The organism is Streptomyces sp. NPDC104307 (assembly GCF_055584045.1).
The window spans coordinates 1-13,264 of the sequence record NZ_JBVJMU010000002.1 but is presented as its reverse complement, the minus strand read 5'-3'; the positions used below and the strand labels follow the sequence as shown (position 1 = coordinate 13,264).

Annotated in this window: 12 protein-coding genes and 1 tRNA gene; 8 read left to right on the top strand and 5 right to left on the bottom strand. The window is 70.1% G+C overall.

The genetic code is table 11. The features are described 5' to 3' along the window. The first annotated feature begins 148 nt into the window (after positions 1 to 148). The 3 genes from ACZ601_RS06770 (at position 149) to ACZ601_RS06760 (ending at position 2,860) form a co-directional block, all read left to right on the top strand. Complete coding sequence (locus ACZ601_RS06770; protein ID WP_469533940.1) at positions 149 to 724, top strand: TerD family protein; 576 nt, start codon at positions 149 to 151, stop codon at positions 722 to 724. A 70-nt stretch (positions 725 to 794) separates the two neighbouring features. Beyond that, positions 795 to 1,952 (top strand): DUF475 domain-containing protein, encoded by a 1,158-nt coding sequence (locus tag ACZ601_RS06765; RefSeq protein ID WP_469533937.1) that lies wholly within the window; start codon positions 795 to 797, stop codon positions 1,950 to 1,952. A gap of 173 nt (positions 1,953 to 2,125) precedes the next feature. Next, entirely contained in the window at positions 2,126 to 2,860 is a 735-nt protein-coding gene (locus ACZ601_RS06760) for a TerD family protein (protein ID WP_440577963.1), read from the top strand. 48 nt (positions 2,861 to 2,908) lie between these two features. On the opposite strand, the gene ACZ601_RS06755 is transcribed toward ACZ601_RS06760, so the two are convergent. Then, on the bottom strand, positions 2,909 to 3,787 hold the full coding sequence (locus ACZ601_RS06755; protein WP_469533934.1) for a TerD family protein: 879 nt from the start codon (positions 3,785 to 3,787) through the stop codon (positions 2,909 to 2,911). Between the two features lie 221 nt (positions 3,788 to 4,008). Between ACZ601_RS06755 and ACZ601_RS06750 the strand changes: the two genes are divergently transcribed. From ACZ601_RS06750 to ACZ601_RS06735, 4 genes are all read left to right on the top strand, one after another. Further along, positions 4,009 to 5,172, top strand: a complete 1,164-nt coding sequence (locus tag ACZ601_RS06750; protein WP_440577961.1) for an HpcH/HpaI aldolase/citrate lyase family protein — start codon at positions 4,009 to 4,011, stop codon at positions 5,170 to 5,172. 138 nt (positions 5,173 to 5,310) lie between these two features. After that, on the top strand, positions 5,311 to 7,953 hold the full coding sequence (locus ACZ601_RS06745) for a phosphoribosyltransferase (RefSeq protein ID WP_469533933.1): 2,643 nt from the start codon (positions 5,311 to 5,313) through the stop codon (positions 7,951 to 7,953). After that, positions 7,950 to 8,792, top strand: a complete 843-nt coding sequence (locus ACZ601_RS06740) for an HAD family hydrolase (protein ID WP_469533930.1) — start codon at positions 7,950 to 7,952, stop codon at positions 8,790 to 8,792. The genes ACZ601_RS06745 and ACZ601_RS06740 overlap by 4 nt, the downstream gene beginning before the upstream one ends. A gap of 154 nt (positions 8,793 to 8,946) precedes the next feature. After that, positions 8,947 to 9,606, top strand: coding sequence for an O-methyltransferase (locus tag ACZ601_RS06735; RefSeq protein WP_469533929.1), 660 nt, complete (start codon positions 8,947 to 8,949; stop codon positions 9,604 to 9,606). A gap of 54 nt (positions 9,607 to 9,660) precedes the next feature. Here the strand turns inward: ACZ601_RS06735 and ACZ601_RS06730 are convergent, their stop codons facing one another. From ACZ601_RS06730 to ACZ601_RS06715, 4 genes are all read right to left on the bottom strand, one after another. After that, complete coding sequence (locus ACZ601_RS06730; RefSeq protein WP_469533927.1) at positions 9,661 to 9,885, bottom strand: FmdB family zinc ribbon protein; 225 nt, start codon at positions 9,883 to 9,885, stop codon at positions 9,661 to 9,663. 62 nt (positions 9,886 to 9,947) lie between these two features. After that, on the bottom strand, positions 9,948 to 10,577 hold the full coding sequence (locus tag ACZ601_RS06725) for a DUF4383 domain-containing protein (protein ID WP_469533924.1): 630 nt from the start codon (positions 10,575 to 10,577) through the stop codon (positions 9,948 to 9,950). A gap of 98 nt (positions 10,578 to 10,675) precedes the next feature. Beyond that, positions 10,676 to 12,070, bottom strand: coding sequence for a hypothetical protein (locus tag ACZ601_RS06720; protein WP_469533922.1), 1,395 nt, complete (start codon positions 12,068 to 12,070; stop codon positions 10,676 to 10,678). 71 nt (positions 12,071 to 12,141) lie between these two features. Then, positions 12,142 to 12,906, bottom strand: a complete 765-nt coding sequence (locus ACZ601_RS06715; protein WP_469533919.1) for a DUF4097 family beta strand repeat-containing protein — start codon at positions 12,904 to 12,906, stop codon at positions 12,142 to 12,144. A 234-nt stretch (positions 12,907 to 13,140) separates the two neighbouring features. On the opposite strand from ACZ601_RS06715, the gene ACZ601_RS06710 reads away from it, so the two are divergent. Continuing rightward, positions 13,141 to 13,215 (top strand) — tRNA-Val (locus ACZ601_RS06710). The last annotated feature ends 49 nt before the right edge of the window (positions 13,216 to 13,264 follow it).

The following is a 13,264-nucleotide window of genomic DNA, read 5'->3' as shown; positions in this document are numbered from 1 at the left end:
CCGTGACCGGTCACTAGACCCGCCGGTCCGGGACCCGCGCACGCGCGGTCCGGGGCAGGCACCAGCACATCCCCCGTCCGGCGCCGCACCCTGTGCGGCGCCGGACGCGCTCAGCAGACGGTTCATCCACTCGGGGAGGACACACACCATGGGCGTCACACTCGCCAAGGGAGGCAATGTCTCCCTCTCCAAGGCCGCACCCGATCTCACCCAGGTACTGATCGGGCTCGGCTGGGACGCACGATCCACCACCGGGGCCGACTTCGACCTCGACGCCAGCGCGCTGTTGTGCCAGTCGGGCCGGGTGCTCGGCGACGAGTGGTTCGTGTTCTACAACAACCTCACGAGCCCCGACGGCTCCGTGGAACACACCGGTGACAACCTCACGGGTGAGGGCGAGGGCGACGACGAGTCCGTCATCGTCAACCTCACCCAGGTTCCGGCCCATTGCGACAAGATCGTCTTTCCGGTCTCGATCCATGAGGCCGATACCCGCGGCCAGACCTTCGGGCAGATCAGCAATGCGTTCATCCGGGTGGTGAACCAGGCCGACGGCCAGGAACTCGCGCGTTACGACCTGAGCGAGGACGCCTCGACGGAGACCGCGATGATCTTCGGTGAGCTCTACCGCTACGGCGGCGAGTGGAAGTTCCGTGCAGTGGGGCAGGGGTACGCGTCGGGGCTGCGGGGCATCGCTCTAGACTTCGGGGTCAACGTTTCGTAAAGCCGCGCTCGGCGCGGGGGAGCCCCGTACTCACCGGGGGAGACCCGTTACATAAATGATGGGGTAGCCAGTGCTTCTGAAAACCTTCGGCTGGTCGTTCGCGATTACCGCGATCGGCCTGGTCGCAGCGTGGTTCTACGGGGGGTGGGAGGCCTTCGGTGTAGTGGCGATCCTCACCGTCCTGGAGATCTCGCTGTCCTTCGACAACGCGGTGATCAACGCCGGAATCCTGAAGAAGATGAATGCCTTCTGGCAGAAGATCTTCCTCACGGTCGGTGTGCTCATCGCGGTCTTCGGTATGCGGCTGGTCTTCCCCGTCGTGATCGTGGCCATCACTGCCAAACTGGGTCCGATCGAGGCAGTTGATCTTTCCTTCAACGACCCGGACCGCTACAAGGAACTGGTCACGGACGCCCACCCGGCGATTGCCGCCTTCGGTGGGATGTTCCTTTTGATGATCTTCCTCGACTTCATTTTCGAGGACCGTGACATCCAGTGGCTGCGCTGGATCGAGCGCCCGCTCGCCAAGCTCGGCAAGGTCGACATGCTGTCGGTCTGTGTCGCCCTGATCGTCCTGCTGATCTCGGCGATGACGTTCGCGGGCAGCGCGCACCAGCACGGCGGCGGCCACGCGGACAAGGCGGAGACGGTTCTGCTCGCGGGTATCGCGGGTCTGATCACCTACCTCATCGTCGGCGGTCTCTCCGGCTTCTTCGAGAACAAGCTCGAAGAGGCGGAGGAACGCGAGCACGAGGAGGAGGAACAGGCCAAGCGGAGCGGCAAGAACGTCTCCGCGGTCGTACTCTCCGGCAAAGCCGCGTTCTTCATGTTCCTCTACCTGGAAGTGCTCGACGCGTCCTTCTCGTTCGACGGCGTGATCGGTGCGTTCGCCATCACCAACGAGATCGTGCTGATGGCGCTGGGTCTCGGTATCGGTGCGATGTACGTCCGTTCGCTCACGGTCTACCTGGTCCGCCAGGGCACCCTGGACGACTACGTCTACCTGGAGCACGGCGCGCACTACGCGATCGGCGCGCTGTCCGTCATCCTGCTCGTCACGATCCAGTACGAGATCAACGAGCTCATCACCGGCCTCGTGGGCGTCATCCTGATCGCCTGGTCGTTCTGGTCGTCGGTCCGGCGCAACAAGGCCCTGGAGGCCGAAGGCGGCGGCGGAGACGGTGACGGGGACGGCGGTTCCACGTCCGAAGTGCCCGCCGGGGTGTGACCCGGTAGGGAATGAGGAACGCTCTCTGCGGGGCGGCTCGTACGGTGAAGGTCCTCGGGAAGATCCCGGACCCGGCCCGGAGCCGCCCCGCAGCGGTGCGTGCGTCGTGTGTTGCGCATGCGGCGGGTGCGGGGCCGGGTATCCGGCGTGGCCGATATGTGTGGGGGTTGGGGATGGCGTTCTGGGACAACCTGTGGCCGGGGCGGGAAGCGCAGTTCGAGTCGGGCAACGCGGCCACGAACTCCATCGTGCTCTCGCGGCGGCATGCCACGGTCTCGCTGACCAAACAGGGCGCGCTGACCGGCAACCTCCGGGTCAACCTCTCCTGGCGGATGCGCACCTCGGACATCGAGGGCCGCTCGCGGCAGAGCGGCCGGCTGCTGAGACCGCTGAAGCTCTTCAAGCCGGACGTGGTCCAGGCGCACACCCAGGGCGTGGTCAACGTCGACCTGGACCTGGGCTGCATGTACGAGCTGGCGGACGGCACCAAGGGCGTGGTGCAGCCGCTCGGCAACCTGATCGGTGACCTGAACGCGCCGCCCTACATCAGGCTCAGCGGCGACGACCGCTTCGGCGCACCGTCCGGCGAGACGGTCTACGTCAACCTCGACCAGCGCGACCAGATCAAGCGGCTGCTGTTCTTCGTCTACATCTACGACCAGACACCGGCCTTCGACCGTACGCACGCCAAGGTGACGCTCTACCCGGGCAACGGGCCGCGCATCGAGATCGAGCTGGACGAGCGGGCCCCGCAGGCACGCTCGTGCGCCGTGTTCACGGTGGAGAACGTCAAGGACGAACTGATCGTGCGGCGCGAGGTGAAGTTCGTGTACGGCTTCCAGTCGGAGCTGGACCGGCTGTACGGCTACGGGATGCAGTGGGGACGCGGCTACAAGTCCCGGGCGTAGACGTGCAGACGCAGGAGTCAGGGCGTCCTCATGGCTGGTCGGCCGGGCTCAGGGGCGTATGAACTGCGGTCCCTGTGGCGGCAGGACGAAATTCGGGTCCGGGGCGTGTGCGGCCGCCGCCGCGGGCTGCGGATAGCCGTACGCGGGCTGCGCGGAGGCCGGCTGAGGGTAGCCGTACGCGGGCTGCGGCGCCGCGGGCGGGGCCGCGGCGGGCTGCGGGTAGCCGTACGCGGGCTGCTGGTGCTGCACGGTGAGCTGCGCGTCCGGATCGGGAGCCGGTGCGGGCGGGAACGCCGGTACGGGTGGGACGGGCGGTGCGGGTGTTACGGGCGTTACGGGCAGTGGTGCCGGAGCCGGAGTCGGTTCGGGGTCGGCCGAGGGTGCCGTCTCGTCGACCGAGATGCCGAACGCGGTCGCGAGACCGACGAGGCCGGTCGGGTAGCCCTGCCCCACGGCCCGGAACTTCCAGCCATCTCCGCGCCGGTACAGCTCGCCGCAGATGATCGCGGTCTCCGCGCCGGTCTCCGGCCGGATCTCGAACACCGCGAGCGGCTCGCCGCTCGCCGCCGCCGCGTCGAAGAGCATGATGGAGAGATCGCGCACCTGTTCGAAGGAGGCGTCGTCGGAGGACGCGGCGATGACGACCTGGTCGACCGAGGGGTCGAGTGCGTTGAGATCGGCCTCGATGGTGTCCGTCAGCCCGGTGGCGAGGCTCCGCTTCGGCAGTCGTCGTACCAGGCCGGAGGGGTGGCGGGGCTGGTTGTAGAAGACGAAGTCCTCGTCCGAGCGCACGCGGCCGTCGGAGCCGAGCAGCAGGGCCGAGGCGTCCACGTCGGGGACCCCGTTGCCCGGGGTCCAGCGCAGCACCGCCCGTACGGCCATGGCGTCGAGTGGGACGTTCGAGCCTTTCACCATCGCGTGCGTCATGGCGGTCATCCTGCCTGCTGGCCGCCCCTGCGGACAACGTGGGGGTCGCGAGTCGTGTCCCGGCGGAATGCCGGAAGCGCCGCGTCCGCACCCTGCCGGACCGTCGTCAAATGGACGAGTTACCCGGAATTCATGTGGCCAGGGAACTGCCGACACCCGTCCGTACGTACTATTACCGGCCACACGTTGTCCGATCGGTCAGGTAGCACGGGGGGAATCAGATGCGTCATTTCGGGCATATCGCACCGACTGTCAGGGACGGCCTGTTCTTCCGGGAGCCGTGCTCCTTCGACGCCGACGCACCGCCCCGGATACTCGCGGCCGCGCTGGGCGCCACCCTCTACAGCCCCGCCACCCGCCCCACGCTCGCCGGCGACGTGATCAAGCAGGCCGCCCGGGGTGTCGTCTCCATGGTGCTGTGCCTGGAGGATTCGATCGACGACTCCGAGGTGACCGGAGCCGAGGAGAACCTGGTCGGCCAGTTCGCGGAACTCGACGCGCGCGGCGGTGAACTGCCGCTGCTCTTCATCCGGGTCCGTGAGCCGCACCAGATCACGGACCTGGTGCGCAGGCTCGGCGATTCCGCCCGACTGTTGTCCGGATTTGTACTTCCGAAGTTCACGCAGGAGCGTGGCGTGCCCTTCATGGAGGCGCTGGCCAAGGCCGAGAGCGCCGGCGGCCGACGGCTCTTCGCCATGCCCGTACTCGAATCGCCCGAGCTGCTCCATCTGGAGACCCGGCGGGAAGTCCTCCAGAAGATCGCCGCCACCGTCGGCTCGTACCGGGACCGGGTGCTCGCGCTGCGGCTCGGTGTCACCGACTTCTGCTCCGCGTACGGACTGCGCAGGGCGCCCGACATGACCGCCTACGACGTCCGGATCGTCGGTGACGTCATCGCTGACGTGGTCAACGTGCTGGGCCGGGCGGACGGCACCGGCTTCACGATCACCGGACCCGTCTGGGAGTACTTCCGGCTCCAGGAGCGCATGTTCAAGCCACAGCTGCGCCGCAGCCCCTTCCTGGAGGGCCGGGCCGAAGAGCTGCGCACCGCGCTGATCGAACACGACCTGGACGGACTGCTGCGGGAGATCGAGCTGGACCGGGCCAACGGCCTGCTCGGCAAGACCTGCATCCACCCCTCGCACGTCGCGCCCGTGCACGCACTGTCGGTGGTCAGTCACGAAGAGTTCAGCGACGCGCAGGACATCCTGCGGCCGGAGAGCGGAGGCGGCGGAGTGCTGCGGTCCGCTTACACGAACAAGATGAACGAAGTGAAGCCGCACCGGGCCTGGGCCGAGCGCACCCTGCAGCGGGCCGAGGTCTTCGGGGTGGCCAGGGAAGACGTCGGCTTCGTGGAACTGCTGGCCGCGAGCCTCGCGGAATGAGCCTGTTCGGGTGAGGGTGGTCGGGTGACGGCGTTCATCCGACGATCCCGGATGCGGATGCGGATGCGGATGCGGATGGGCGTGGCTACGAGTGCGATCCGATGAGCGGGCGCACGGCTGAGGAAAGAGACGACGAACGTGGTGTGGTCGGGTAGCTGGGTCGCGGAGCGGCTGGGCGTCGAGCTGGTGGGCGACGCCGAACTGCGGGAGCTGCTGGGCCTCGCCCTGCGGCACAACCCCAAGCGGGCGCATCTGCTCGTGTCCCATGTGCTCGGCAAGCACGTACCGCAGTACCCCTCGGTGGTCTACGGCGCCGGATTCCAGCTCGGTCGCCGGGTGCGGGAACTGCTCGGGGAGGCCGGGGCGCGGCACGCGGTCGTGCTCGGCTACGCGGAGACGGCCACGGGCCTCGGCCACGCGGTCGCCGACGGGCTCGGCGCCGCACCGTATCTCCACTCGACGCGCCGCCCCGTGGCGGGCGTGGCGCGGGCGGGCGGATTCGAGGAGTCGCACTCGCACGCCACCTCGCACCTGCTGCTGCCGGAGGACCCGGACCTGCTGACGGGTGATGCGGCGGCTCCGCAACCGGCCGACCCGGCCGACCCGGCTGGTGCGGACTCGGCCGACCCGGCAGGTGTGGACTCCGCAGACGCGGTGCTCGTGCTGGTCGACGACGAGTTCTCCACCGGCAACACCGTCCTCAACACCATCCGCGCCCTGCACGAGCGCTACCCCCGCAACCGCTACGTGATCGTGGCCCTCGCTGACATGCGCTCACCGGCCGACCGAGGCCGGCTGGCCGAGTTCGCGGCGGAGATCGGCGCCCGCGTCGACCTGGTGGCGAGGAACGCGGGCACGGTCCGCCTCCCGGACGGCGTCCTGGAGAAGGGCCAAGCGCTGGTCGCGGCGGAGGAGGCGGCGCAGGACCTGGCGCGGAGCGCCGGAGCGGCGGCACCGCAGCCCGCGTCCGGCGCCCCCCGCCCCTGCACCCGGGTGGACCTGCGCTGGCCCGAGGGTGTGCCCGACGGCGGCAGGCACGGCTTCACCCCCGAGCACCGCGCCCGGCTGGAAGCGGCCCTCCCCGCCATGGCGGACCGCGTCGCCGCCGAACTGGACGACACGGCGCGCCGCGTACTGATCCTCGGCTTCGAGGAGCTGATGTACGCCCCCCTGCGCCTGGGCACCGCGCTGGAGGACCGCCTCGACGCCGAGGTCCGCTACTCCACCACGACCCGCTCCCCGGTCCTGGCGGTGGACGACCCGGGCTACGCGATACGCACCCGGCTGGTCTTCCCGGCCCACGACGACCCGGCCGACGGCCCCGGCGCCCGGTACGCGTACAACGTCGCGGGCGCCGGTTTCGACGCGGTCGTGGCCGTCGTCGACTCCACCGCCGACACGCCCGGACTGCACGCCCCCGACGGACTGCTGGCGCGGCTCGCCCCGCACACGGGCCAGGTCCTCCTCGCGGTGGTGCCCTCGTACGTACCGGCCGATGCGATACCCGCGGTGCCCGGCCCGTCCGCCGCCCCGTCGTCGGCCTCCGTCCCGTCCACGGCCTCCGCTCCCTCCATGGTCTCCGTCCCGTCGTCGGCCCCCGACCGCCAGGAAGAACCCCGCATGCTGCCCGAGCCCCTCCGCGGCCCCGCCTTCTCCTCCTACGCGCCCGACGAGGTCGGCTGGCTGCTCCAGGACCTCTCGGACACCGAGCTGGAGGCGCCCACGGAGGAGCGCGAGGAGGCGATACAGAGCGGCGGCGCGCACTACGCCGAGTCGCTGCCCGTCGAGTACCAGCCGTCCGACCAGTACCAGGACCTGTTCAAGGCGGCCCTGGACCTGTCGGCCGCCCGGATCGCCCGTGCCGTCGGCACCGTCACGGAGACGGTCCTGGCCGAGCGCGGCCCCCGCCCCGTGCTGGTCTCGCTGGCCAGGGCCGGCACGCCCGTCGGCGTACTGATGCGCCGCTGGGCCCGCCACCGCCACGGCACAGAGCTGCCGCACTACGCCGTCTCCATCGTGCGCGGCCGGGGCATCGACGCCAACGCCCTGCGCTGGCTGGCCGCCCACCACAACCCGGCCGACGTCGTCTTCGTCGACGGCTGGACGGGCAAGGGCGCCATCACCCGCGAACTGGCCGCGGCCGTAGCGGAGTTCGAGGAAGCCGACGGAACCGAGGGCTTCAACCCGGAGATCGCGGTGCTGGCCGACCCCGGCGGCTGCGTCCGCACGTACGGCACCCGCGAGGACTTCCTGATCCCCTCGGCCTGCCTCAACTCCACCGTCTCCGGGCTGATTTCCCGTACCGTCCTGCGCTCCGACCTGGTCGGGCCGGACGACTTCCACGGTGCGAAGTTCTACCGCGAGCTCGCCGGATCGGATGTCTCCGGCCACTTCCTCGACACCGTCGCGGACCGGTTCGGTGAGGTCGCGGACGCGGTCGACGCCGATGCCAAGGAACTGCTCACCGCCGACCGGGCACCCACCTGGGAGGGCTGGGCCGCCGTGGAGCGGATCAGCGAGGAGTACGGCATCCACGACGTGAACCTGGTCAAGCCGGGTGTCGGGGAGACGACCCGGGTCCTGCTGCGCCGGGTCCCCTGGAAGATCCTCGCCAAGCGCGGCGCCGGTGCGGACCTGGAGCACATCAGGCTGCTGGCCGGGCAGCGCGGCGTCCCGGTCGAGGAGGTCGACGGGCTTCCGTACACCTGCGTCGGGCTGATCCACCCCAAGTACACGCGCGGGGCGACCGGTGCGGACGGCAAGGCGGTGGAGTCCAAGTGACCGTCCACGCACCCTCCCCGGTGACGCTGGTCGCCAGCGACCTCGACCGCACCCTCATCTACTCGGCGGCCGCACTCCAGCTTGCGATGCCGGACGCCCAGGCCCCCAGGCTGCTCTGCGTCGAGGTGTACGACCACAAGCCACTCTCGTACGTCACGGAGACGGCGGCGGAACTCCTCGTCGAACTGGCCGGCGCCACGGTCTTCGTACCGACCACCACCCGTACCCGCGAGCAGTACCACCGCATCCATCTCCCTGGGCCCGCACCCCGGTTCGCGATCTGCGCCAACGGCGGACACATCCTGGTGGACGGCGAGTCCGACCCGGACTGGCAGCGGACGGTGACCCGCCGGCTGGCCGACGAGTGCGCCCCGCTCGCCGAGATCCGCGCCCACCTCATATCCGCCGCCGATCCCGCCTGGCTGCTCAAGGAGCGGGTCGCGGAGGACCTCTTCGCCTACCTCGTGGTCGACCGCGCCCAACTGCCCCCGGACTGGCGGCAGGAGCTGGCCGAGTGGGCGGAGCCGCGCGGCTGGTCCGTCTCGCTCCAGGGCCGCAAGATCTACGTCGTGCCGAGGCCGCTCACCAAGAGCGCGGCGATGCGCGAGGTGGCCCGCCGCACGGGCGCCACGCTCACGCTCGCCGCCGGTGACTCCCTCCTGGACGCCGACCTGCTGCTCGCCGCCGACCAGGGCTGGCGCCCCGGCCACGGAGAACTGGCCGACGCGAACTGGAGCGCCCCGCACGTGGAGGCGACCGAGGAGCAGGGCGTGGCCGCGGGCGAGGAGATCCTGCGGCGCTTCCTCCTGCGGACGTCGAGCCCGGTCGGGGCCGTCTGACACCTGGATCCCCGTTCCGGCCGCCGCGCCGCCGAAACCGCTCGAACCGGCGGCGGCGGGCGGCATCCTGTGGCTACAGTCGCCGCGTTCCCGCCCGCCGGGGGAGTACGTGGCGGACCCAACGAGTTGTGGCGATGACCAAGGAGTTCTGGCGATGACCAAGGGAAACGAAACCAAGATCACGGACGAGCTGTACGCGTACACGCTGGCGCACAACCCGCCGCTGGACGCGGTGCAGCGCGAGCTCGTCGAGACCACGTACGCCCGTCTCCCCGATCACGCGGGCATGCAGTCGGCCGAGGAGCAGGGGCCGCTGCTGGCCTTCCTCGTCCGGCTGACCGGGGCCCGTCACATCGTGGAGGTCGGCACCTTCACCGGCTTCTCCGCCCTGTCGATGGCCCAGGCCATGCCCGCCGACGGACTGCTGATCGCCTGCGACGTCTCGGAGGAGTGGACGGCGTACGGCCGTGAGGCATGGGCGAAGGCGGGCGTGGCCGACAGGATCGACCTGCGGATCGCCCCCGCCCTGGACACCCTGCGGGCGATGCCCGCCGAGCCGCACATCGACTTCGCCTACCTCGACGCGGACAAGGGCAGCTACATCCCGTACTGGGAGGAGCTGGTGCCCCGGATGCGCGCGGGCGGTGTCATCGCCACGGACAACGTGCTCTTCCACGGCCGCGTGACCGACCCGGACGCGACCGGCGGAGCGGCGGCCATCAAGGAGTTCAACGACCACGTGTCCGCCGACGCGCGGATGGACAGCGTGCTGCTCACGGTGGCGGACGGCCTGACCCTGTCGCGCAAGCGGTAGCCGTGCGGTAGCGGTAGCCGTCTGCCGTGGCCGCTGTTTGCCGCTGCGGCCGGGTCAGCCGCAGCAGCCCCCGCCGCAGCAACCGCCGCCACCGCCGTCGCCCGAGGGTGCGGGCGCGGAACCGGCCGAACCGCCGACGGCGACGGCGACGGTGGAGAGGAGCTTCACGGTGTCCTCGTGCCCGGCGGGGCAGGGGGCGGGGGCCGAGGACTGGGCCATCGGACGACGGAGTTCGAACGTGTGTCCGCAGGAGCGGCAGCGGTACTCGTAACGAGGCATGCGCTCAGGCTATCCGCAGGGACCGTATTCCGGGCAGAGGCAGAGGAGGCCCTTCGCTGGCTCTAGACCCGTCGCCCTGCGGAGGGCGGGTCGACAACGGGCATCTGCTCGACCCGCCTGCGCCGCGCGAGCCGCTCCTCCTCCGCGGCCTCTTCGGGGTGCCGGGCCCGCCAGTACGGGTTGTCGTGGGAGAGCCCGCCACTGACCCGCCCGTACATGCCGAACATCATCAGCAGCAGTCCGACGATGAAGCTGAACAGCACGTTCTGGATCTGGAAGGCGAGGAAGTTCATCCCGGTGTCGAGCAGCGCGAGATTCACGAAGCCGCTGAGGATGAACACGATGCCGATGACCATGTTGAGGGTCGAGGCGAAGTTGCCGCTGATGACCATCCCGATGAACAGCAGCAGCCCGACGCAGATCGACAGCACGCTGAGCGCGCCGTTGGTGCTCAGGCCGGCGACGGTGTCACCACCGGTGTCGAAGAAGCCGATCTTGTCGATCAGCCCCAGGATGCCGAAGGTGAGCAACACCAGACCCATCAGCCCCGCCCCCACCCGGTAGACGCGGCTGAGGCGGTGGTCGACCGGGAGGTGCTCATCGAGTCGAGTGGCCCTGCGGAGAGCGGCGGGCCGTCGGGCAGGACGCAGTGCGTGGGGCGCATGGGGCACATGGGGTGCGTGGGTCGCCATGGAGAAGCCTCCTTCGGCCACTACCAGGATCGCTCGGCGGCGCGTACGCCGCACCCCGGCACTCGTCCACCAGCACACGAACGGGCACACCGGACGACTCAGGTACCGGCCCCGCGCTCCTCGCGGATCTCCGAGACGACGTGTGCGGCGGTCCGGCGTACGCCCTCCGTGACGGTCAGGAAGTGCCAGTAGTCGGGGTGACGTCCCTCAAGACCGCTGACGGCCTGATCGAGCCGGGCCACGGCGTCGTCCAGCGGACGGGCGTGGCGTGGCTCGGGGGTGTTGCGCCCGGCCATGGCCAGCCGCTGGGCGTCCCGGATCGCGAACCGGGTGCGCTGGATCTCCTGCTGCGGGTCCTTGGCCACCTCGTTCAGCCGGTGCAGCCGGTCACCGGCCGCGGACACCGCCTCGTCGGTGGCGTTGAGCAGGGCCCGTACCGTACTCAGCCGTGAGGTCGCATCGGCCCAGCGCTGCTCGCCGCGCGCCTTCGCGGCCTCCTTGAGCTTCTCCTCGGCCTGGCGGACGTTGACCGCGGCCTGCTCCGGAACGGGCTGGAGGTCCTGCCAGCAGGCGGCGGAGAACCGTCGCCGCAACTCGCTGAGCACGGGCTCGACGGAAGAGGCCCGGGTGGTCAGGGCCTCGGCGCGCGTACGCAGCGTCACCAGGCGGCGATCGATCTCGGCGGCCCGCTCGGGCAGCTGAGCCGCCTCGGCCCGCACCGCCTCCGCGTCGCGCAACACCTGATCGGCCCGCTGGAGAGTCTCGGCCACACCGTGCCGGCCGGCGCCCTGGTTGAGCTTGGTCAGCTCGGGGGCGAGGGCGGCGAGGCGTGCGGCCAGTTCATCCGCTCGCAGTCCGGACTCCCGCACCGCGTCGAGAGCATTGCTCGCGGACAGGAGCGCCTGCCGGGCCCGCTCCACGGCCGGCGCGAGCCGCGCGAGCTGGGTCTCGGCACTGCCGAGCAGCGGCCCGAGACCGGCCGCGTACCGGTCCAGCTCGCTCTTGACCCGCACGAGGTCGTTCTTGGCGGAGGTCAGCTGGGTCTTGGCCTGTGCGGCGACCGACGGTTCAAGATCGTCCCGGTCGAGATCGTGTGCGTCGACGGCGGTGATGTAGGCGCTGCTCACCGCGTCGATGCTCCGCCCGAGCGCGGCGAAGTCGTCCACGGCCTTGCGGGCGGCCGGGGAGCTGTCCACCGCGGTGATCGTCTCGATCGAGATCTGCAGATCGCGCTGGGCCGTGTCCAGCTCGACGAAGGCCTCGGCGGCGGCATCCTTCGCGGCCTGCGCCTCGGCCCGCTGCCCCTCCCCACGGCCGCCGAACCAGCGCCGCGTGCCGCCACCGGCGAAGGCACCCGACAGGGCGCCCGCGAGCAGGGGCACCGGCAGCAGCATCAACACGAGGACATCGCGGACCCCACCGGCCTGACGGACATCTCTGACGGCGGAACTCGCACCCGCTCTCGCCTGCGGCTTCGCGTGTGTCGCCGTCACATCCCTCTCCCGTGCCGATTCGCCCTGCCCGGTACATTCTCCCACCTGGTAAGGACGAACACACGGGCCGGTTAGTTCGCGGTTCGCACCGTGACTTCGCCGTTGTTGCTCCGGGCCCTCACCACATGGGAGCTGTCGTCGCTGCGCGGCACGTCCACGGACACACTCCCGTTGGACGCATCGGCGCTCACCGCGTACGAGGTGCTGCCGCCCGGCAGCTCGATGACGACCTCGCCATTGTCACTGGTGGTGTCCACCAGCGACGGCACGGTCACGAACCCGAGCCGCACCTGGCCATTGGGCGAGTCGGCCTTCACGGTCGGACCGGAAATCCCCTCGGCGACGATGTCGCCGTTGTTGCTGTTCAGCTTCAGCGGCCCGCTGGAGTCGCGCACGGTCACCTCGCCGTTGTCGGACCGCAGGTCGAGCGCGGTGTCGAAGTCCGACGCCGTGATCTTCCCGTTGTACCCGAGCACGGTGACCGCCACCCCGCGCGGCACCTTCACCTGCTGCTTGGACGCACAGTTGCTGATCAGGGCCTTGCACTTCACCTTCAGCGACAACGTTCCGCCGCGCATCTCCCAGCGCGGATCGGGCCCGGTCCCCAGCACCACCCACCCGTCGACCTGCCGGGTCACCTCGACCTTCTTCACGTCCGCCGGTACGAGCTCCAGCGTCGTGTTGGCCGTATCGATGGTCAGCGTCTTCCCGCTGAACGCGAACGACTTGTGCTCGACCGGTGCGTCGTCGGTGTCCGCGCTGCCGCAGCCGGAGAGCACGAGCGCGGCAAGCACCGCTCCGCCGGATGCGATGAGTGTGCGGGTGTGGTGTGCCACGGTGTTCGTCCCCCAGGTCGTGCGCCGGCCGATTCGTCTTACTCCGTTCCGGGCTCACGGTATGTGCGCACCGGCAGCCCGCGGAATCAGGACGGCCACCGTATGCGGGGTGGGGCTATCCCCCCTCTCGCCTCCTCGGCGCTCCCGCACGACTGCCCAGGTCGCCGGACTCCTGCCGCCGGCAACCGTTTGTGACCAGGGGCCGTAGTCCATGTAGGCTGTTCCCTCATCCACGGGTGCGTAGCTCAGGGGTAGAGCGCTGCTCTTACAAAGCAGATGTCGGCAGTTCGAAACTGCCCGCGCCCACCAGCACAGAGAGAAACCCCAGGTTCAGGACCGTCTGACCTGGGGTTTCTTT